20 protein-coding genes are annotated in these 18,569 nt (G+C 72.0%); 7 read left to right on the top strand and 13 right to left on the bottom strand.

Going from position 1 to position 18,569, the window contains the following annotated elements; translation table 11 throughout:
* Nucleotides 1–7: 7 nt before the first annotated feature.
* Nucleotides 8–1,783 carry an arginine--tRNA ligase gene (argS, locus tag ACN9M0_RS15505; protein ID WP_366038353.1) on the bottom strand — a complete coding sequence of 592 codons (1,776 nt, stop codon included), beginning with the start codon at nucleotides 1,781–1,783 and terminating at the stop codon, nucleotides 8–10.
* A gap of 174 nt (nucleotides 1,784–1,957) precedes the next feature.
* Between argS and lysS the strand changes: the two genes are divergently transcribed.
* The gene (gene lysS / locus ACN9M0_RS15500; protein ID WP_366038354.1) at nucleotides 1,958–3,682 is read left to right on the top strand and encodes a lysine--tRNA ligase; all 1,725 of its coding nucleotides are present in this window, start codon (nucleotides 1,958–1,960) and stop codon (nucleotides 3,680–3,682) included.
* A gap of 90 nt (nucleotides 3,683–3,772) precedes the next feature.
* On the opposite strand, the gene ACN9M0_RS15495 is transcribed toward lysS, so the two are convergent.
* From ACN9M0_RS15495 to ACN9M0_RS15485, 3 genes are all read right to left on the bottom strand, one after another.
* Nucleotides 3,773–5,026 carry a DUF2637 domain-containing protein gene (locus ACN9M0_RS15495; protein WP_366038355.1) on the bottom strand — a complete coding sequence of 418 codons (1,254 nt, stop codon included), beginning with the start codon at nucleotides 5,024–5,026 and terminating at the stop codon, nucleotides 3,773–3,775.
* A 120-nt stretch (nucleotides 5,027–5,146) separates the two neighbouring features.
* A complete protein-coding gene (locus ACN9M0_RS15490) occupies nucleotides 5,147–5,884 on the bottom strand; it encodes a DUF3558 domain-containing protein (RefSeq protein WP_399698477.1) in 738 nt (245 codons plus the stop codon).
* A gap of 135 nt (nucleotides 5,885–6,019) precedes the next feature.
* Nucleotides 6,020–6,955, bottom strand: a complete 936-nt coding sequence (locus tag ACN9M0_RS15485; protein ID WP_426403773.1) for a DUF3558 domain-containing protein — start codon at nucleotides 6,953–6,955, stop codon at nucleotides 6,020–6,022.
* 174 nt (nucleotides 6,956–7,129) lie between these two features.
* On the opposite strand from ACN9M0_RS15485, the gene ACN9M0_RS15480 reads away from it, so the two are divergent.
* Nucleotides 7,130–8,323, top strand: a complete 1,194-nt coding sequence (locus ACN9M0_RS15480) for an RtcB family protein (RefSeq protein WP_366038358.1) — start codon at nucleotides 7,130–7,132, stop codon at nucleotides 8,321–8,323.
* Between the two features lie 60 nt (nucleotides 8,324–8,383).
* Here ACN9M0_RS15480 and ACN9M0_RS15475 read toward each other — a convergent pair whose 3' ends face one another.
* Nucleotides 8,384–9,148: an SDR family NAD(P)-dependent oxidoreductase gene (locus tag ACN9M0_RS15475; RefSeq protein WP_366038359.1), complete on the bottom strand. Its 765-nt coding sequence runs from the start codon at nucleotides 9,146–9,148 to the stop codon at nucleotides 8,384–8,386.
* A 65-nt stretch (nucleotides 9,149–9,213) separates the two neighbouring features.
* Nucleotides 9,214–9,549, bottom strand: coding sequence for a YnfA family protein (locus tag ACN9M0_RS15470; protein WP_116160384.1), 336 nt, complete (start codon nucleotides 9,547–9,549; stop codon nucleotides 9,214–9,216).
* Nucleotides 9,550–9,624: 75 nt separating this feature from the next.
* On the opposite strand from ACN9M0_RS15470, the gene ACN9M0_RS15465 reads away from it, so the two are divergent.
* The gene (locus ACN9M0_RS15465) at nucleotides 9,625–10,107 is read left to right on the top strand and encodes a hypothetical protein (RefSeq protein WP_399698483.1); all 483 of its coding nucleotides are present in this window, start codon (nucleotides 9,625–9,627) and stop codon (nucleotides 10,105–10,107) included.
* Nucleotides 10,108–10,121: 14 nt separating this feature from the next.
* Here ACN9M0_RS15465 and ACN9M0_RS15460 read toward each other — a convergent pair whose 3' ends face one another.
* Nucleotides 10,122–11,537, bottom strand: a complete 1,416-nt coding sequence (locus tag ACN9M0_RS15460; RefSeq protein ID WP_399698485.1) for an FAD-dependent oxidoreductase — start codon at nucleotides 11,535–11,537, stop codon at nucleotides 10,122–10,124.
* 114 nt (nucleotides 11,538–11,651) lie between these two features.
* Between ACN9M0_RS15460 and ACN9M0_RS15455 the strand changes: the two genes are divergently transcribed.
* Both ACN9M0_RS15455 and ACN9M0_RS15450 read left to right on the top strand, forming a co-directional pair.
* Nucleotides 11,652–12,212 (top strand): TetR/AcrR family transcriptional regulator, encoded by a 561-nt coding sequence (locus tag ACN9M0_RS15455; protein WP_366038362.1) that lies wholly within the window; start codon nucleotides 11,652–11,654, stop codon nucleotides 12,210–12,212.
* A gap of 104 nt (nucleotides 12,213–12,316) precedes the next feature.
* On the top strand, nucleotides 12,317–12,802 hold the full coding sequence (locus ACN9M0_RS15450; RefSeq protein ID WP_366038363.1) for a MarR family winged helix-turn-helix transcriptional regulator: 486 nt from the start codon (nucleotides 12,317–12,319) through the stop codon (nucleotides 12,800–12,802).
* A gap of 45 nt (nucleotides 12,803–12,847) precedes the next feature.
* On the opposite strand, the gene ACN9M0_RS15445 is transcribed toward ACN9M0_RS15450, so the two are convergent.
* Nucleotides 12,848–13,588 carry a Mut7-C RNAse domain-containing protein gene (locus ACN9M0_RS15445; protein WP_366038364.1) on the bottom strand — a complete coding sequence of 247 codons (741 nt, stop codon included), beginning with the start codon at nucleotides 13,586–13,588 and terminating at the stop codon, nucleotides 12,848–12,850.
* 299 nt (nucleotides 13,589–13,887) lie between these two features.
* Complete coding sequence (locus ACN9M0_RS15440; protein WP_366038365.1) at nucleotides 13,888–14,739, bottom strand: NAD(P)H-binding protein; 852 nt, start codon at nucleotides 14,737–14,739, stop codon at nucleotides 13,888–13,890.
* 114 nt (nucleotides 14,740–14,853) lie between these two features.
* On the opposite strand from ACN9M0_RS15440, the gene ACN9M0_RS15435 reads away from it, so the two are divergent.
* Complete coding sequence (locus tag ACN9M0_RS15435) at nucleotides 14,854–15,300, top strand: GNAT family N-acetyltransferase (RefSeq protein ID WP_366038366.1); 447 nt, start codon at nucleotides 14,854–14,856, stop codon at nucleotides 15,298–15,300.
* On the opposite strand, the gene ACN9M0_RS15430 is transcribed toward ACN9M0_RS15435, so the two are convergent.
* From ACN9M0_RS15430 to ACN9M0_RS15420, 3 genes are read right to left on the bottom strand one after another with little or no spacing between them, the layout of a single operon-like run.
* Nucleotides 15,297–15,839, bottom strand: coding sequence for a GNAT family N-acetyltransferase (locus ACN9M0_RS15430; RefSeq protein ID WP_366038367.1), 543 nt, complete (start codon nucleotides 15,837–15,839; stop codon nucleotides 15,297–15,299). The two genes, ACN9M0_RS15435 and ACN9M0_RS15430, sit on opposite strands and share 4 nt — an antisense overlap.
* 14 nt (nucleotides 15,840–15,853) lie before the next feature.
* Nucleotides 15,854–16,708: a helix-turn-helix domain-containing protein gene (locus ACN9M0_RS15425; protein WP_366038368.1), complete on the bottom strand. Its 855-nt coding sequence runs from the start codon at nucleotides 16,706–16,708 to the stop codon at nucleotides 15,854–15,856.
* A gap of 27 nt (nucleotides 16,709–16,735) precedes the next feature.
* Nucleotides 16,736–16,984 carry a hypothetical protein gene (locus tag ACN9M0_RS15420; RefSeq protein WP_399698490.1) on the bottom strand — a complete coding sequence of 83 codons (249 nt, stop codon included), beginning with the start codon at nucleotides 16,982–16,984 and terminating at the stop codon, nucleotides 16,736–16,738.
* A 258-nt stretch (nucleotides 16,985–17,242) separates the two neighbouring features.
* Between ACN9M0_RS15420 and ACN9M0_RS15415 the strand changes: the two genes are divergently transcribed.
* Entirely contained in the window at nucleotides 17,243–18,118 is an 876-nt protein-coding gene (locus ACN9M0_RS15415) for an ABC transporter substrate-binding protein (RefSeq protein WP_426403772.1), read from the top strand.
* 39 nt (nucleotides 18,119–18,157) lie between these two features.
* On the opposite strand, the gene ACN9M0_RS15410 is transcribed toward ACN9M0_RS15415, so the two are convergent.
* Complete coding sequence (locus ACN9M0_RS15410) at nucleotides 18,158–18,562, bottom strand: MerR family transcriptional regulator (RefSeq protein WP_366038449.1); 405 nt, start codon at nucleotides 18,560–18,562, stop codon at nucleotides 18,158–18,160.
* Between the last annotated feature and the right edge of the window lie 7 nt (nucleotides 18,563–18,569).

Here is an 18,569-nt window from a genome sequence, read left to right as displayed (position 1 = left end):
AGGGGTGTCAGAGACGCTCGGGCGTCCGGATGCCCAGCAGGGCCATGCCCTGGTGCAGCGTGCGGGCCGTCAGCTCGCACAGGAAGAGGCGGTTCTCCGCGATCTCCTGCGGCGGCTCCGGCTTGATGACCGGGCACTGGTCGTAGAACGTCGTGAGCAGCGAGGCGAGCTGGTACAGGTACGCGGTGAGCTTGTGCGGCGCGTACTCCGTGGCCGCCTCGGACACCGTCTCGGCGAACTGGTCCAGGTGCAGGCCGAGCGCGCGCTCCGCCGGAGCGAGCTCCAGCTCCGGGTGGGCGACGGGGGTGCGGTCGCCGGCCTTGCCGAAGATCGACCTGATACGGGCGTACGCGTACTGCAGGTACACCGACGTGTCGCCGTTCAGCGACACCATCTGGTCCAGGTCGAACTTGTAGTCGCGCGCTGCGGACGTCGACAGGTCGGCGTACTTCACCGCGCCGATGCCGACGAACTGGCCGTTCTCGACGATCTCCGTCTCGGTCAGGCCCACCTTCTCGGCCTTCTCGCGGACGACCGTCGTCGCCCGGTCCACGGCTTCGTCCAGCAGATCCACCAGCCGGACCGTCTCGCCCTCGCGGGTCTTGAACGGCTTGCCGTCCTTGCCCAGGACCGTGCCGAAGGCCAGCTGGACGGCCTTCACCTCGTCGTTCAGCCAGCCGGCCCGGCGGGCCGTCTCGAAGACCATCTTGAAGTGCAGCGACTGGCGGGCGTCCACCACGTACAGCAGGGAGGTCGCCTTCAGGTTCTGCACCCGGTCACGGATCGCGGACAGGTCCGTCGCCGCGTAGCCGAAGCCGCCGTCGGACTTCTGGACGATCAGCGGCACCGGGTTGCCGTCCGGGCCCTTCACGTCGTCGAAGAACACGCACAGCGCGCCCTCGGAGCGGACGGCGACGCCCGACTCCTCCAGGATGCGGCAGGTCTCCGCCAGCATGTCGTTGTACCCGGACTCGCCGACGACGTCGCCGTCCCGGATGTCCATGTCCAGCTTGTCGAAGACCGAGTAGAAGTAGATCTTCGACTCGTCGACGAACCGCTGCCAGAGCGCGAGCGTCTCCTCGTCCCCGGCCTGGAGGTCCACCACGCGCGCGCGGGCCCGCGTCTTGAAGTCCTCGTCGGAGTCGAACAGGGCACGCGAGGCCTTGTACAGCCGGTTCAGGTTCGACATGGCCTCCTCACCGGAGACCTCGGCGCCGTCCTCGGCCTTGTGGTCCAGCTCGTGCGGGTGCTCGATCAGGAACTGGATGAGCATGCCGAACTGGGTGCCCCAGTCGCCGATGTGGTGGCGCCGGACCACCGTCTCGCCGGTGAACTCGAGGATCTCGACCATCGCCGCGCCGATCACGGCGGACCGGAGGTGGCCGACGTGCATCTCCTTCGCCACGTTCGGCTGGGCGTAGTCGATGACCGTCGTGCCCGCCGACTCGTTGAACGGCACGCCGAGACGCGCGTCCGCCGCACGGGCCGCGAGGGTGTCGATGATCGCCGCGTCGGTGACCGTGATGTTCAGGAAGCCGGGGCCCGAGACCTCGATCTCCTTCAGGACGTCATTGGCCGGGATCGCCTCGACGACCTTCGTCGCCAGCTCACGCGGGTTGCCCTTGAGCTGCTTGGCGAGCGCCAGGATGCCGTTGGCCTGGAAGTCGGCCCGGTCGCTTCGTCGGAGCAGCGGGTCGGCGGACGCGGCGTCCGGCAGGGCTGCCGAGAGGCCGTCCGCGAGGCGCTGCTGCACGGTCGAAGCGAGGGAAGGGACCGAGGCCATGAGCTTCCGTTCCTGTTGAGTTCGTCAGGTCTGATTCGCCTGTCAAGTGTCCCACGGGAGCGCAACGTGATTTCCCCGCCTGTGGACAACCTCGGAGACCCGCGTTCCGTCTGGGAGAATGGTTCGCGTAGGGCTGTCAGGCAAGAACTCCTCAGGAAGAAGGACGTACCGACCGTGGCTCAGAGCAGCACCGAGACCGACTGGGTCTCCCGTTTCGCGGACGAGGTCATCGCCGAGTCGGAGCGACGTGCGCCTGGCAAACCGGTCGTCGTCGCCTCCGGCCTCTCCCCGTCCGGCCCGATCCACCTCGGCAACCTCCGCGAGGTCATGACCCCGCACCTGGTCGCCGACGAGATCCGCCGCCGCGGGTACGAGGTCCGGCACCTCATCTCCTGGGACGACTACGACCGCTACCGCAAGGTGCCGAACGGCATCGAGGGCATCGACGCGTCCTGGGCCGAGCACATCGGCAAGCCGCTGACCTCCGTCCCGGCCCCGGCAGGCTCGCCCCACCCCAACTGGGCCGAGCACTTCAAGGCCGCCATGGTCGAGTCGCTCGCCGAGCTGGGCGTCGAGTACGACCCCATCAGCCAGACCGAGCAGTACACCGCCGGCGCCTACCGCGAGCAGATCCTGCACGCGATGAGGCACCGCGGCGACATCGACGCCATCCTCGACCAGTACCGGACGAAGAAGGCCCCGAAGAAGCAGTCGCAGAAGCCCGTCGACGAGGCCGAGCTGGAGGCCGAGGAGGGCTCCGGCGCCGCCGGCGAGGACGACGGCTCCGGCGGCACCTCCGGCTACTTCCCGTACAAGCCCTACTGCGGGCAGTGCGAGAAGGACCTCACCGCCGTCACCTCCTACGACGACGACACCACCGAGCTCGCCTACACCTGCACCAACTGCGGCTTCTCCGAGACCGTCGCGCTCAGCGAGTTCAACCGCGGCAAGCTGGTCTGGAAGGTCGACTGGCCCATGCGCTGGGCCTACGAGGGCGTCATCTTCGAGCCCTCCGGCGTCGACCACTCCTCGCCCGGCTCGTCCTTCGTCGTCGGCGGCCAGATCGTCCGCGAGATCTTCGACGGCGTCCAGCCCATCGGCCCCATGTACGCCTTCGTCGGCATCAGCGGCATGGCCAAGATGTCCTCCTCGCGCGGTGGCGTGCCCACGGCCGCCGACGCGCTGAAGATCATGGAAGCCCCGCTGCTGCGCTGGCTGTACGCCCGCCGCAAGCCGAACCAGTCCTTCAAGATCGCCTTCGACCAGGAGATCCAGCGGCTCTACGACGAGTGGGACAAGCTGGAGGCCAAGGTCGCCGACGGCTCCGTCCTGCCCGCCGACGCCGCCGCCCACTCCCGCGCCGCCCGCACGGCCGCCGGCGAGCTGCCGCGCACCCCGCGCCCGCTGCCGTACCGCACCCTCGCCTCGGTCATGGACATCACCGCCGGCCACGACGAGCAGACCCTGCGGATCCTGACCGAGCTCGACCCCGAGAACCCGGTCACCACCCTCGACGAGGTCCGGCCGCGCCTCGACCGCGCCGAGAACTGGATCACCAACCAGGTCCCGGCCGACCAGCGCACCATCGTCCGCGAGGAGCCCGACACCGAGCTCCTCGGCTCCCTGGACGACGAGGGCCGCGAGTCGCTCCGCCTGCTCCTGGAGGGCCTCGACACCCACTGGTCGCTCGACGGGCTCACCACCCTCGTCTACGGCGTCCCGAAGGTCATGGCCGGCCTCGACGCGGAGGCCAAGCCGACGCCCGAGCTGAAGCTCGCCCAGCGCGCGTTCTTCGCCCTGCTCTACAAGCTCCTCGTCAGCCGCGAGACGGGCCCGCGCCTGCCCACGCTGCTGCTCGCGGTGGGTGCGGAGCGGGTGCGCAAGCTGCTCGGAGCCTGAGCGCGTGACCTGAGCATGTGAAGACCTGAGCATGTGAAAGGGCCGCCACCCGGATGCGGGTGGCGGCCCTTTCACATGCTCTTCGTGCCCCTACGGGGTGTCCACGTCGGCCCTCGCCTGCTGGACCCGCTCCTGCGCACCCGGCACCGCCTGCCGCAGCAGATCGATGTCGGACGCCGGGAACTCCGGAAGGCCGTACTGCTCGGCCACCAGCTGCGCCAGCTCGGCCTCGGCCGGGAACCGCTCGTGCTCGAGCACGTACGACCCCATGACCTTGTAGACGACGTCCTCGAACTCGTTGGCCCGCGGCTCCGGCTGCTCCACGTACTCCGGGTACTCCACGAACTCCTCGGGCCCCGCCGGAGGAACGTCCTCCGGCCCCTGCGGCACCGGAACGGGGATGGGCTCCAGGCCCTCCACGATCTGCGGGTTGTAGCTGCCTTCGTACGACTCCGGGGAGACCTGCGAGGCGTCGAACCAGTGGCTCTCGTGATTCACCGGCCCCATCGGTCCCACCGGGCCCTGCGCCTGGTTCGGGCCCTGCGCCTGCGCCGGGACCTGGGCCTGCGCCGGGACCTGGGCCTGCAGTGCCGCAGGCTGCTGGGGCTGCGGGAGCGCGACCGGCTGCGGCTGAGGGCCCGGAGGGAGTACCGCCGGCTCTATGCCCGCCGCCGCCAGGCCCGCCGCGGCCGTCTCCGCGAGCGGCACCCCGTACCGGGCGAGACGCAGCGGCATCAGCGCCTCCACCGGCGCCTTGCGCCGCCAGCTCCGGCCGAAGCGCGCCTGCAGCCGTGCCTGGTAGATCAGCCGCTCCTGCTCCAGCTTGATCACCTGCTCGTACGAGCGGAGCTCCCACAGCTTCATCCGGCGCCACAGCCGGAACGTCGGCACCGGCGAGAGCAGCCAGCGGGTGATCCGGACGCCCTCCATGTGCTTGTCGGCCGTGATGTCCGCGATCCGGCCCACGGCGTGCCGCGCGGCCTCGACGGCCACCACGAACAGCACCGGGATCACGGCGTGCATGCCCACACCCAGCGGGTCCGGCCAGGCCGCCGCGCCGTTGAAGGCGATCGTCGCCGCCGTCAGCACCCAGGCCGTCTGGCGCAGCAGCGGGAACGGGATCCGCAGCCAGGTCAGCAGCAGGTCCAGCGCGAGCAGCACACAGATGCCCGCGTCGATGCCGATCGGGAAGAAGTACGAGAAGGTGCCGAAGCCCTTCTGCAGGGCGAGCTCGCGCACGGCGGCGTACGAACCCGCGAAACCGATCCCCGCGATGATCAGCGCACCGCCGATGACGAGGCCGATGAGTATTCGGTGTGTGCGTGTCAGCTGCATCGCGGCCACCCGCGATCCCCTCCCGTCATTCGACATCCGGCGCGCACAGACTGGCACATGTGCGCGAAGCCCGGCCCTCGGGGGAGGGACGGGCTCCGCGCGAATGTGCCACTCTGCGCTGGATTGTGACTACTTGTTGGCTGCGGCGACCGCCGCGACGGCCTCCTTGACCGCCGTGGCCGCACCGTTGGTGATGGTCTTCTCCGACGGGGTGTCGGCGCCCGCGTAACCGGCACCGTTGTACGACAGCAGGACCAGTACATTGCCCGTACGCACCAGGATCGACGTGTACGCGAAGTCCTCGTCGGTCTTGCGCAGCTGGTACGTGACCGTCTTCGCCTCGTCGCCGATGCCCGTGGCCGTGACCGTCTTGATCTTCTTCGCGCCCGCGGTCTCCTGGACCTTCACGAGCTCCTTCGCGAGGTTCTCGTGCGCGCGGTCCTGGCCGCTGCCGAGCGCGGCATCGGAGTCGTACCGGTAGAACGACACGTCCAGCCAGCGGTACTGCGAGCCCTTCACGCCCTTGTCGTCAAGACCGTTCCACGAGCAGCCGCCGCGGCTGGTGAGGTCGCTGGAGGGGGCCGGCGTGCCGTTCTTCGTCTTCGCCTTGGGCACCAGCGACGCCGTCGTCTTCGCGGAGATCGCCTTGCAGACCTCCGGCAGCTTCGCGAACTTCGCCGGCTCGACCGTCTTCGTCGACTGCGAGGGCGAAGGCGTCGCGGACGCCGACGCGGCCGTCTTGTCCTGGCCCTGCGTCTTGCCGGAGTCGCCGGAGTCCGAGGAGCAGCCGGCGGCGACGAGCATCACCGGGACGGCGGCGCAGGCGAGTATGCGGGTGAGTCGCGTTCGCGGAGCTGATCGCTGCATGGTTCCTTCAGTCGCTTGTCGTACGGTCCGGCCGGTGACCCGTCGGCCGGAGCCACGGGCGCGGCCATGAATACGGCCACGGGTACGGCGACACGTTACGTGGTCGCCGTCGGCTCACGGAGTGGAGCCGAGCCGCTACTCCTCCAGCCGCTCGGCGAGCTGCCGGGCCAGATTCCGGGCCTTTTCCTGCAGTTCCGCGCTGTCGGGGGCCTCGGTGGAACCCGTGGTCTGCTCCCGGTACGTGACCGTCACGATCACGTTCGATGTGCGGAACACCACGCTGACGGCACGCTGCAGGCTGTTCGCGCCGACCGTGCTGACGACGTCGTCGACGTACGCGATGTCCCCGAGGCCGTCGAGGACGCGGGGCTCCAGGCCGGTGAGGTCGCTGGTGGGGGAGCCCGAGGGGGTGGCGCCGTCCGTCGCCGGCTTGCCCGGCGGGGTGGTGGTCGGCGCGGGCTTGCCCGAGGCGGTGGAGGAGGGGGCGCCCGGGGTCGCTCCCGAGGTCGCTCCCGCGGCGGTTTCGGAGGCCGTTCCCGACGCCGTTCCCGTGGGGACGGGCGTGCCGGTCGTCGACGGCGGGGCCGTGGGCGGCACCGGGATGCCCGCCGCCAGCTGCTTGCGGACGTACACCTCCTGCGCCCGGTCGTCGTCGCTGACGGCCGCGTCGTACGACACCACCCGCTCGATGTCGAGGGAGAGCCGGTGCGAGGCGTCCGGGGTGTCGGCCTTCCACGTGCAGCCGACGCGCCGGTCGGTGTCGTACGTGACGGCGGCGACGCCCCGGTACGCCTTCTCGCGCTCGGCGTCGGGCAGCGCGGCGGCGCCCGGGAGCAGGTCCTTGAGGGTGGCCTGCGGGACGGCGCCGCAGGCCTCGAAGAGGGTGCGGTAGCGGCCGGGGGGTGCGACGGGGGCGGCCGGGCCGGCCTTGGCGTCGACCGCGATGTCGTCGGCGGGGGCGCCGGCGGAGCACGCGGTGAGGCCGGCCCCCAGGCCGAGGCCGAGTGCGAGGGCGACGGCGGTGCGAGCCGTGGACCCGGTGCGGCCGGGTGCGTACCTCTTTCGCTGCACGGTCCCAGGCTCCCTTCACCCGAAGTCTTTCCCGAAAACTGTTTGCCGCGTGAAGCCGGCCGGTGGACACAATGTCTATCGCACACGCAGCCGTTGATGCCGGTCCGCTGTCACCTGTACGGGCTTTGGCTCCGGTTTTTGCGTTATCAGACTTTTCGGGGGAATCGAGGAAGTATGTCGTACGTAGAGGTACCGGGCGCGAAAGTACCGATCAGGATGTGGGCCGACCCCGCCTCGGTGGAGGGCGGCGCCATGCAGCAGCTGCAGAACGTGGCGACGCTGCCGTGGATCAAGGGCCTCGCCGTGATGCCGGACGTGCACTACGGCAAGGGCGCGACGGTCGGCTCGGTGATCGCGATGCAGGGTGCGGTCTGTCCGGCGGCGGTCGGTGTGGACATCGGCTGCGGCATGTCGGCGGTCAAGACCTCACTGACGGCGAACGACCTGCCGGGCGACCTGTCCCGCCTCCGCTCGAAGATCGAGCAGGCGATTCCGGTGGGTCGCGGCATGCACCGCGACGAGGTCGACCCGAAGCGGCTGTACCAGTTCCCGACGGGGGGCTGGGAGGACTTCTGGGCGCGGTTCGACGGGGTCGCGGACGCGGTGAAGTTCCGGCGCGAGCGGGCCGCCCTGCAGATGGGGACGCTCGGGTCGGGCAACCACTTCGTGGAGTTCTGTATCGACACGTCCGGTGCGGTCTGGCTCATGCTGCACTCCGGCTCGCGGAACATCGGCAAGGAGCTGGCCGAGCACCACATCGGCGAGGCGCAGAAGCTGCCGCACAACCAGGGCCTTGTCGATCGTGATCTGGCGGTCTTCGTCGCCGACACCCCGCAGATGGCGGCCTACCGGCACGACCTCTTCTGGGCGCAGGAGTACGCGAAGTACAACCGCGCGATCATGATGGCGCTCTTCCAGGAGGTCGTCCGCAGGGAGTTCCGCAAGGCCAGGGTGACCTTCGAACCGGTGATCTCCTGCCACCACAACTACGTGGCGGAGGAGCGGTACGAGGGCATGGACCTGCTGGTCACGCGGAAGGGCGCGATCCGGGCAGGCTCCGGAGAGTTCGGGATCATCCCGGGTTCGATGGGCACCGGCTCGTACATCGTGAAGGGTCTGGGGAACGCGGCGTCGTTCAACTCCGCCTCGCACGGCGCCGGCCGGAAGATGAGCCGGAGCGCGGCGAAGCGGCGCTTCTCGACGCGGGACCTGGAGGAGCAGACGCGAGGTGTGGAGTGCCGGAAGGACTCCGGCGTCGTGGACGAGATCCCGGGCGCCTACAAGCCGATCGAGAAGGTGATCGAGCAGCAGCGGGACCTGGTGGAGGTCGTCGCCAAGCTGAAGCAGGTCATCTGCGTGAAGGGCTGACGTGCTCCGTTCGGGAGCGGAGGGGCCGGTGCGGTGCGCGCCGGCCCCCTTCTCGTGGTTCTACAGCTCGCGGTGGACCTTGGTGTTGGAGGCCTGGGCTCGGGGGCGGACCACCAGGAGGTCGATGTTGACGTGCGGGGGGCGGGTGCAGGCCCAGGTGATGGTGTCGGCCACGTCGTCGGCCGTGAGGGGTTCGGCGACGCCGGCGTAGACCTTGGCCGCCTTGTCCGTGTCGCCGCGGAAGCGGGTGGTGGCGAACTCGTCGGTCTTGACCATGCCGGGGGCGATCTCGATGACGCGGACCGGGGTGCCGACGATCTCCAGGCGGAGGGTCTCGGCGAGGACGCGGGCGCCGTTCTTGGCGGCGACGTAGCCGCCGCCGCCCTCGTAGGTGGAGTGGCCTGCGGTGGAGGAGAGGACGACCACCGTGCCGTCGCCGCTCGCCGTGAGGGCGGGGAGCAGGGCCTGGGTCATGTGGAGGGTGCCGAGGACGTTGACCTCGTACATCCGGCGCCAGTCCTCGGGGTCGCCGGTGGCGACGGAGTCGGCGCCGAGGGCGCCGCCGGCGTTGTTGACGAGGACGGCGAGGGTGCGGAAGGCGGTGGCGAACTCGTCGACGGCGGTGCGGTCGGTGACGTCGAGGGCGTAGGCGGTGGCCTGGTGGCCGGCTTCGGTGATCTCGGCGGCGAGGGCCTCGATGCGGTCCTTGCGGCGGGCGGTGAGGACCACTCGGTAGCCGGCGGCGGCCAGCTGCCGGGCGGTGGCGGCGCCGATTCCGCTGCTCGCTCCGGTGATGACGGCGATGGGGGTACCGGGGCCGGTCATGACGTGCTCCTCGCGCAGGTGGTCGATTACGTCGATCGCCCGGTCAGGATAGGTCGGGGCGGGGGTCAGCGGCCGCGCGGGGCGTACATGATCACGGCCATGCCGGCGAGGCAGATCAGGGCGCCGGTGACGTCCCAGCGGTCGGGGCGGTAGCCGTCGGCGGCCATCCCCCAGGCGAGGGAGCCGGCGACGAACACTCCGCCGTAGGCGGCGAGGACGCGGCCGAACTCGGCGTCGGGCTGGAGGGTGGCGACGAAGCCGTAGACGCCGAGGGCGATGACTCCCGCGCCGATCCAGATCCAGCCGCGGTGCTCCCGGACGCCCTGCCAGACGAGCCAGGCTCCGCCGATCTCGAAGAGGGCGGCGAGGACGAACAGGGCGATGGAGCGGGCGATCAGCATGGGGGCAGCGTGCCATGGGACACGCGGGCTGATGGATTGTCAGGATATGTGATGAGTCGTGGGTATTTTGTGGCCATGCGTGGATTGCGGAAGGGTGTGCTCGGGGTCGCTCTCGCGGCCGCGGTGGTGACGGGCGCGGGCACGAGTGCCGGTGCTGTGGGGCCGGTGGCCGGGGCCGAGGCGGATCTGTCCCATCACGGGCATGTCTCCCTGTGGGACGGGAGGGTCGGTGTCTGGCTGGTGAGCGAGAACCACGGGCCCTCCGATGTCTCCCAGGCGACGGTCCGGCTCGCCTTCTCCGTGCCGATGGCGGGTGGCCAGGAGCTGCCGCCGGCCTGCCTGTGGAGCAGCGAACGGGTGGTGTCCTGTCGGACGGGCGAGCTGCGGGCCGCGGGGGGCGCCGGTGAGCTGGCGCTCGACCTGCGGACGGCGGCCCTCCCGGACGAGATGACGGTCGAGATCACCACGGCCTGGCGGGACGGGGCGGCCGACCGGAATCCGAGGAACGACCGGCATCGTGTTCTGGTGCTCGCCACCGGGGACCCGTACGTCTTCTGAGTCGCCGCTGCCCGTCAGCGGCTCGCCCAGAAGACGTATCCGTCGGGGCGGACCAGTACGGCGGTCTTCTTCGTCGGGTCCGTCCAGGTGGCCCGGACGAGGTGCTTCGGGGTGACGGGGGCGGTCGCGGGCAGGGCGGGGGTGGCGCCCTCGGGGGCGATGAGGACGAACTCGCCCCGGCGGAGCAGCTCGTAGAGCCGGCCTTCGCGCAGGTGGGCGTCGGGTGCGCGGCGGCCCGAGGGGCGTCCGGTGCCCGGCTGGGGGGCGTACGCGATGCCGATGCCGCTGATCATGCCCAGGGCGCGGGCCGAGGCGGGCCGGACCGCGTTCAGGAAGCGGGCGGCGAGGGAGCGGGCGGTGCGGGTGAGGGGGGTGTGGGCCATCGCGAGGCGGACGATCGTGCCGCTGCTGCGGAGCACCATGGCGCCGACGGGGTGGCGCTCGGACTGGTAGCTGTCGAGGAGGGCCTCGGGGTCGGACGTCTCGCCGCGGAGTGCGGCGGTGAGCTTCCAGGAGAGGTTGGCGGCGTCCTGGAGGCCGGTGTTCATGCCCTGGCCGCCTGCGGGGGAGTGGACGTGGGCGGCGTCTCCGGCGAGGAAGGCACGGCCGACGCGGTAGGCGGGGGCCTGGCGCTCGTCGCTGTGGAAGCGGGAGATCCAGCGGGCGTCGTGCATGCCGTAGTCGGTGCCGAGGGCCATGCGGGCGATCTCGCGGACCTCGTCGAGGTCGACGGGCTCGGTGTCGGCGACCTGGCGGGTGCGGGTCCAGCCCATGACCCGGTACCAGCCGTCGCCGAAGGGGGCGAGGAAGGCGAAGGTGTCCCCGGAGCCGCTGACGCTGAACGAGTCGGCGGGCTCCTCGGCCAGGCGCACGTCGGCGAGGACGATCGAGCGGATCACGGACTGGCCGGGGAAGGGCAGGCCGAGGGCGGTGCGGACGGAGCTGCGGACGCCGTCCGTGCCGACCAGGTAGCGGGCGCGGAGGGTGAGCGGGGTGCCGTCGGCGTCGGTGAGCTCGGCGGTGACGCTGCCCGCGTCCTGGTGCAGTCCGCGCAGCTCCGTCCCGTACCGGAAGGTGACGCCCGCGGCCACCGCGCGGCGCTCCAGGAGGCGCTCGACCTCGTACTGCGGGGTGACGAGCAGGTGGTTGAAGCGGCTGGGCAGGCGGGTCATGTCCAGGTTGAGGCGGCCGAAGAGCCGCGCCGTGGTCAGGGTGGTGCCGGTGGTGAGGAGCTCGTCGGCGAGGCCGCGGGCGTCGAGCTGCTCCAGGGTGCGGGCGTGGACGCCGAAGGCGCGGGTCATGTTGCCGAGGCCGTGCGGGCGGCGCTCGACGAGGGTGACGTCGATGCCGGCGGTGGCGAGGTCGCCGGCGAGCAGGAGGCCGGTGGGGCCCGCGCCGATGACGAGTACGTCCGTGTCCGTGGTGCTCATGGCTGCCTCCAGGGTGCCCACGATCGTTTGCCAACGTTTGTTGGTCAACGCTTGTTGGCAACGGTAGGGCGGCTCGAATGGCATGTCAACACCCGTTGGCCTACAGTTGTTGATATGACGACCGTCCGCCGTTCCGACGCCACCCGGGCCGCCATCCTGGAGGCCGCCCGCGAGCGCTTCGCCTCCGACGGATACGAGCGCGCCACCATCCGGGCCATCGCCCGCGACGCGGGGATCGACCCGTCGATGGTGATGCGCTACTACGGCAACAAGGAGGGGCTGTTCGCCGCCGCCTCCGAGGTCGAGATCGGCCTTCCCGAGCTGGGCGCCCTGCCCGCGACGCACATCGGGGCCGTCCTCGTCACGCACTTCCTGGAGCGCTGGGAGCGCGACGAGGTCCTCACCGCGATGCTGCGGGTGGGCGTCACCAACGAGGCCGGGGCCGCGCGCATGCAGGCGATCTTCGCCGAGCAGCTGGGGCCGGTCACCCTTGGTGTCTGCCCCGACCCGGCGGACGCCCCGCGCCGGGCCGCGCTCGCCGCGTCCCAGATCCTCGGCATGGCGCTCGCCCGGTACGTGCTGCGCCTGCCGCCGGCGGTCGAGATGTCCACCGAGGAGGTCGTGGCCTGGCTCGGGCCCACCGTGCAGCGCTATCTGACGGCCGAGGCGCCCTGAGCGACCGGGGTCGGGGCCGGTCTGCCCGGCCCGGACCATGCCGGCCCGGCAGACCGTCCGGACCGGGCCGTGACTCCGCGGTGTCTGGTCCGTACAATCTCTGCATGACGCAGAAGAGTTCCGTACGGCGCGAGGCGCTCATGACCGAGCTGTACGGGGAGGCCCGCCGCTACATGGCCGCCTACGCCCTGTTCAACCAGGCCGTCGCCGACCACCTGGGGCTCCATCCCACCGACGTGCAGTGCCTGAACCTGCTCAGCCTGGAGGAAGGGCCGGTGACCACCGGACGGGTCGCCGAGCTGACCGGGCTCACCACCGGCTCCGCGACCCGGCTCGTCGACCGGCTCGAACGCTCCGGTTACGTGACCCGCGAGCGCGACACCGAGGACCGGCGCCGGGTCCTGGTGGCCCTCGTGCCCGAGCGGATGGCCGAGCTCGGCGGCCTCTGGCGGAAGCTCAACAGCACCTGGGGCACGATGTTCGACGTGTACACCGACGCCGAGGTCGCCCTGCTCATCGCCCACATGCGGCGCACCGTCGAGGTCAGCGCCGCGCAGATCGAGCGGCTCCGCGGCGGCGACCTCGACTGACCCGGTGGCTCGCCGGGCGCCTCAGTGGGTGCCTCAGCGGGTGCCTCAGAGGGCCGCCGTCCCGCCGAACTCGCGCACCGCGTCGGAGACGATCGCCTCCAGGCGCGCGTGGTGGGCTCCGCGCCAGTAGACCCGGCCGCACTCCACGCACTGGGCGAACACGTCGTACGTCTTCTCCGTGCCCCGCTCCAGCTGCTCGCGCACCGCGTCCTTGTCGGCGTCGCTCAGCTCCCCGTTGCACGCCGTGCAGCGGGTCCAGGGCGCGAGCGGCGGCGCGAACCGCTCCAGCACGTCGCGGAGCTGGTCCTCCGGCCGGTCGCTGTAGACGTAGGCGCCCGCCCACAGTTCACGGCGGCGCAGCAGACCCCGGTCCCGCGAGAGCATCACCCGCCGCTCCCGCGCCGACAGCGCCGCGAGGGCGGGGTCGCCGATGTCCTCGCTCTCGTACGCCGCGTCCACACCGAGCAGCCGCAGTCGCCGGGCCAGCGTGCCGAGGTGCACGTCGAGCAGGAACCGCAGCGGCGCGCCGTCCGGCACCGGCTGCGGGCGCACGACGTCCTCCACCTCGACGGTCTCGCCCGCGCCGGGCACGTGCGAGGCGTCGACGGCGCGTCCGTCGACCAGGAGCCGCCCGGCCTCGGTGAGCGGCACGCCGAGCGACTCCACGACGTGGCCGAGCGACGAGGTGCCGTCGGTGGTCAGGGGGGTGCGGCCCGTGCGTCGCTCTGCCGAGACGAAGAGGTGCAGGCCGGGGGCGAAGCTGATGTGGATCTCCGGTCCGTTCACGGGGACAGGATCGCACCGGGCGCTGCCGGGGGGCCAGGGAATTCGTCCCCGGGCGGCCCCGTAGGAAGGCGCCTGCGCTCCTTGCGCCTGCCCGTACCCAGTAGCGGCGCCGCGCCGTGGTGCGGGTTCAGGCGCGGGAGCCTAGGCCCGGCAGGGGGCGCCGCCCGCTGTGCCCACCCTCCCCCAAGCTCTCGGCTTCGCTCGAGCAGGGGGGACCCCCATCGTCCCTGCGGAACGTATGCCCACAACGGGGGGCGGTGGGGCACCGCTCCGCGGAACGTGTGCCCACAACGGGGGTGTCAGGGGCGGAAGGCTTCTGCGTGGTCTGTTGTCCAGGTGGTGAAGGTGCGGGCGGGGTGGCCCGTCAGGGCTTCGACCGTTCTGGTCAGGGGGGTCGGGCGGCCGTCGTGCGAGGCCCAGTAGGAGAGCAGGGCGTCCGCGAACTGTTCAGGGATGTACGCGGCGACCGACTTCTTCCACTCCTCGGGGGTGACGGCCGTGTATGGCGCGGGGCGGCCCGTCACCTCCGCCACGATCGCCAGCTGCTCGGTGAAGTCCAGCGACTCGGGGCCGGTCAGCAGGTACGAGGAGCCGCGCAGCCGGGGCTCGGTGAGCACCGCGAAGGCGGCCTCGGCGACATCGCGCTCGTGGATCGGGTCGCCGTACGCGTGCGGATACGGCAGGGCCGGCCCGTGGCCGTCCTTGAGCGCCCACGCCCACTGCAGCGCGTTGCTGGCGAAGGCGCCGGGCTGCAGGTGGGTGGCCTCGAAGGCGCCGGACTCGGCGGCGGCCGACAGGGCGCGCTCGGCCGCGAGGTGGGAGGCCGCGATCGCGTTCTCGGCGGCGTCCGGGGCGAGGACGGAGCTGGAGGAGAGCAGGGCGATGTGCTCGACGCCGGCGGCACGGGCCCGGTCCGCGAAGGTGCCGACGTGCGCTGCCTCGGCGTACAGGAAGACGGAGTCGACGCCCTCCAGAGCGGCGTCGAAGGTCGTCGGGTCGGCGAGATCGCAGCGCACGGTGTCGACGCCGGACGGTGGGGAGAGGTCTGCGGGGTTCTTGGAGCCGGCCCTGGTCTTGACGCCCGCGGCGGCGAGCAGGTCGATCAGGGCGGAGGCGACGCGGCCGCGGCTGCCGGTGACGAGAACAGTCATGAGAGGTCCTTCCGGTGTTTGGCTGTGTGGCGAATCATCTGCGTTACGCAGATAAATATCCATCGTCGTGCCTCGACCGTCAACCCTGAAAAAACCTGGGGTACCGTCCCCGACATGAAGATCACCGAACTCGCACCCGGCGACCCCCGGCTCGAGAGCGACCTCCTGCCGGTCCTCTCCGAGCTCCGCCCCCACCTCACCCCGGAGCTCTTCCGCGAGGTCTACGAGGCCGGGCACCCCCAGGGGCTGCGGTTCAGCGCCGCCTACACGGACGGCGGCCGCTGCGTCGGCGCGGCCGGCTGGCGGATCATCGACAACACCAGCTCCCTGCGCAAGCTCTACGTCGACGACCTGGTGACCGCCGACGCCGACCGCTCCACCGGCGTCGGCCACGCGCTCATCGCCCACCTGGAGGAGCACGCCCGCGCGGCCGGCTGTCACGAGCTCAACCTGGACTCGGGCACCCACCGCACCGGCGCGCACCGCTTCTACCTGCGTGAGCGCTTCGACATCGTGGCCTTCCACTTCACCAAGCCGCTCACCCCGCCGGACGCCGCCTAGGGCCTGTCCGGGCCGACGTCGGGGCCGAGGTCGAACCGCCAGTCGTTGCAGAGCATCGGGCGCCCCGGCGGGTACTCGAAGTCACGCTCGCCGAGCAGCTCGAACCCGGCCTTGCGGCACACCGCGTTCGACGCGGCGTTGTCCGCGGACGGGAAGGCGTGCACATGGCGGTGGAGCCCGGCGGCACGGGCCTCCGCGACCAGCGCGCGCGTGGCGGACGTCGCCACGCCCCGGCCCTGGAAGCCCGGCAGGACGGCCCAGCCCGTCTCGTACACCGGCTCGCCGTCCCAGGTCTGCGCCCAGAAGCCGATGCTGCCCACCACCACCTCCTCCGGCAGCAGCACGATCCGGAACATGCGCCCCGCGCCCGTGTCGTCGGCGCTCAGGTCCACGTACCGCCGGTGCCGCCGGACGAGCTGCTCCTCGGTCTCAGGGCCGCCGAGGTGGCGCATCAACCCCGGTGCGTTCAAGGCGCGCAGCAGGCCGGAGTCCTCCTCGGACCAGGGCTCCAGGCGTACGGATGAGAGGTAGTCGTCCATCTCCGTACGGTAGGTCAGGGCACTGACACCGCGCGGGCGTACGCGGTCGGAGGTACCCCGACGGTCGCCGTGAAGTCCCGTACGAGATGGGCCTGGTCGCTGTAGCCGAGTTCGGCGGCGAGCCCGGCCCAGTCGGTGACGCCCGCCGCCTCGGCGCGTTCCAGGGCCTCGTGGATCCGGTAGCGCAGGATCACCCACTTCGGGCCGACGCCCACATGGCCGGCGAACAGGCGCTGCAGCGAGCGCGCCGACAGACCGCTCGCGGCGGCCAGCCCGGACACCTTGCGGACCGTGCGGTCCGAGCGGATCAGGTCCACGAGCTCCATGGCCTGCTCGGCGGCCGGGTCGGGCACCGGGCCGAGGGCCAGGAGGAAGGCGTCGAGCGCCGCCACGCGCGCGTGCTCGTCGTCGGGGGAGAGCACGGCCGCCAGGGAGTCGTCGGTCTCCTCGTCCGGGAACACCTCCGCCAGCGGCACCCGGCGGCCCGTCCAGTCCGACACCGGCCACGCGGGCGCGAAGGGCCGGAAACCGCCGGGGCGGAACTGCACCCCGCAGACCCGGCCCGCGTCCGTCAGCTTCTGCGTGAACAGGCCGAGCCCGACCCCCGACACCTCGGCCGACGCGCTCGCCGCTGCCGCCGGGGCCCCCAGCGCCCCGTACCGCTGGAAGACGATGTTCACCGACGGGTGCGGGACGAGATGGCTCGCGTACGGCTCCGGCAGCTCCCAGTCCATCAGCCAGTAGTGCTCCAGATACGGCCGCAGCTCCGGCGCCGGGACGTGGCGGCGGAAGCGGACGCGGGAGAGCAGCTCGGCGGGGTCGACGATGCCCCGGGTGTCCCGGCGGGGGCGGGGAGCGGAGTCCGGCATGGACCGCATGCTAGGGGGGCCGCGCCGTCAGCGCAGGCGGCCCGCCGGGCCCAGGCCGAGCCGGGAGACGACCTGGCCGAAGGCGTGCTCCTCCGCCGGCGTCAGCTCCACCGACTCCTGCGGGTGCCAGACCCGCTCGAGCGGGATGCCCGTCGGCTCACGGCGGGCGCGGGCGCGGGCGCGCAGATTCATCGTCAGCCACGCCACCGTCGAGACGGCGAGCAGGCCGAAGAGCGTGATCGCACGGGGGTCCGAGAACTGGCCGGGCACGGACATGGCTCACTCCAGGGCGTGAGGGCCGTCCGTACCCGGCGCGCCCCGGCAGGTGGCGCGCGCGTGCACGACGGCACTGGTGATTCCTACTGCTTCCTCCCGACCTGTTCAGTTAACACCACCCTGGGGGACTTTCGGCAGGGGGGCCGGGACCAAAGTCCCGGACCGGCCCGGCCGCCCCGGGAGGCCCTCTTGTGCGGGCCTGGGAACGCCTCCAAGGTGACGGACGAGGGAGATTCCGGCCGGGGAGGGAGCAGCCGCATGTCCGGAACAGAGGGATGGGCTTTCACGGACGACAGGGGTGCGGAGCTGGGGGCCGCCCGCGTGCCGCTGCGGGTCGTCGCGTACGTGCGGGCGGGTGCGGCGCTGCTCGACCTGGGGGTGACGCCGGTCGCCGTGTACGGCTCCGGGCACGACGGTCAGGCGTTCGACCCGGCCAAGGCGGGCGGGCTCGGCGCCGCCGGCGTGCCGTACCTGGGACCGGGCCGGGCCCTGGACGACGGGGTGCTGAGCGAGCTGCGCCCGGACGTGATCGTCGATGTGACGTACGACGGCAAGAGCCCGTACGCGCTCGACGAGGCGGTCGCCGAGCGGCTCGGGGTCCCCCTCGCCGCGCTCTCCGTCGGCAACGAACTCACCCTGCCGGCGATCCTCGACCGCTTCGCCACGCTGGCCGCGAGCCTCGGTGCCGCGGCGGTACGAGCGGCTTCCGAGGACGAGCAGGCCGCCGCCGAGCCGGTGCGCGCGGCGGCCGCCGAGCTCGCCGCCGCCGAGGCCGCTCTACGGAGCGTCGCCGCGCGGTCCGGGCTCGGCGTGCTCGCGCTCTCCGGGGCGGGGCCCGATCAGGTGCATCTGGCCCGCCCGCAGGCCTGGCCCGAGCTGGCGCACCTCGCCGAGCTGGGCGTCCGGCTGCTCGACCCCGGCCCCGGGCCCGGCGCCAACTGGCTCACGGGCGACTGGACCAGGGCCGACGAACTCCGCCCCGGCCTGGTCCTCTTCGACGAGCGGGAGCACGCGACCCCGCCGTACGGGCTCCCCTCCGGCGTCCGCCTCACCCCCTGGAACCCCGAGACCCCGCCCAGCCCCGCCGCCTATGCCCGTTTCTTCCGCGTCCTCGCCGAGGCGCTGGCCGGCTAGGCCCCGCTCCCCGATGCGGCCTGATCCGAAAGGCGGGCCCTAGCCCAGCCGGGCGCGGAGGGAGTCGGCGAACTCCTCCGCGCGGGCGAGCTGGGCCCGGAGTTCGGCGACCCGCTCCGCCGCGGCGACCTCGTAGCGGCGGACGCGGGCCACCAGGCCGGCCCGCTCGCCCGGTTCGAGTTCGGTCTCCGTGTCCGGGCGGTCGGCGGCCAGCCGGTCCACGGCCGTGAGGAGCTCGCGGGTCTCGTCGAGGGTGAAACCGAGCGGCTTCATCCGGCGGACGACCATCAGCCGGGACACGTCCGCGTCCGTGTAGAGGGGGAAGCCGCCCGGCGAGGCCGCGGAGGGGACGACCAGGCCGCTGTCCTCGTACTGGCGGATGGTCCGCAGGGACAGTTCGGTCCGTGCGGCGACCTCGCCGATCTGCATGGGGCGGCCGGTCATGCGTACT

The sequence above is a fragment of the Streptomyces sp. R-07 genome (assembly GCF_049913175.1).
GTDB lineage: Bacteria > Actinomycetota > Actinomycetes > Streptomycetales > Streptomycetaceae > Streptomyces.
The sequence above is the reverse complement of the archived record's forward strand: the minus strand, read 5'-3'. Positions and strand labels throughout refer to the sequence as shown.

Bases quoted from the DNA above. Each gene is read 5' to 3' on its own strand.
- ACN9M0_RS15440 (WP_366038365.1), bottom strand. From the start codon at position 14,739: ATGACTGTTCTCGTCACCGGCAGCCGCGGCCGCGTCGCCTCCGCCCTG.
- ACN9M0_RS15465 (WP_399698483.1), top strand. From the start codon at position 9,625: ATGCGTGGATTGCGGAAGGGTGTGCTCGGGGTCGCTCTCGCGGCCGCG.
- ACN9M0_RS15460 (WP_399698485.1), bottom strand. From the start codon at position 11,537: ATGAGCACCACGGACACGGACGTACTCGTCATCGGCGCGGGCCCCACC.
- ACN9M0_RS15435 (WP_366038366.1), top strand. From the start codon at position 14,854: ATGAAGATCACCGAACTCGCACCCGGCGACCCCCGGCTCGAGAGCGAC.
- ACN9M0_RS15420 (WP_399698490.1), bottom strand. From the start codon at position 16,984: ATGTCCGTGCCCGGCCAGTTCTCGGACCCCCGTGCGATCACGCTCTTC.
- ACN9M0_RS15450 (WP_366038363.1), top strand. From the start codon at position 12,317: ATGACGCAGAAGAGTTCCGTACGGCGCGAGGCGCTCATGACCGAGCTG.
- ACN9M0_RS15425 (WP_366038368.1), bottom strand. From the start codon at position 16,708: ATGCCGGACTCCGCTCCCCGCCCCCGCCGGGACACCCGGGGCATCGTC.
- ACN9M0_RS15490 (WP_399698477.1), bottom strand. From the start codon at position 5,884: ATGCAGCGATCAGCTCCGCGAACGCGACTCACCCGCATACTCGCCTGC.
- ACN9M0_RS15410 (WP_366038449.1), bottom strand. From the start codon at position 18,562: ATGACCGGCCGCCCCATGCAGATCGGCGAGGTCGCCGCACGGACCGAA.
- ACN9M0_RS15475 (WP_366038359.1), bottom strand. From the start codon at position 9,148: ATGACCGGCCCCGGTACCCCCATCGCCGTCATCACCGGAGCGAGCAGC.
- ACN9M0_RS15415 (WP_426403772.1), top strand. From the start codon at position 17,243: ATGTCCGGAACAGAGGGATGGGCTTTCACGGACGACAGGGGTGCGGAG.
- argS (WP_366038353.1), bottom strand. From the start codon at position 1,783: ATGGCCTCGGTCCCTTCCCTCGCTTCGACCGTGCAGCAGCGCCTCGCG.
- ACN9M0_RS15455 (WP_366038362.1), top strand. From the start codon at position 11,652: ATGACGACCGTCCGCCGTTCCGACGCCACCCGGGCCGCCATCCTGGAG.
- ACN9M0_RS15480 (WP_366038358.1), top strand. From the start codon at position 7,130: ATGTCGTACGTAGAGGTACCGGGCGCGAAAGTACCGATCAGGATGTGG.
- ACN9M0_RS15430 (WP_366038367.1), bottom strand. From the start codon at position 15,839: ATGGACGACTACCTCTCATCCGTACGCCTGGAGCCCTGGTCCGAGGAG.
- ACN9M0_RS15470 (WP_116160384.1), bottom strand. From the start codon at position 9,549: ATGCTGATCGCCCGCTCCATCGCCCTGTTCGTCCTCGCCGCCCTCTTC.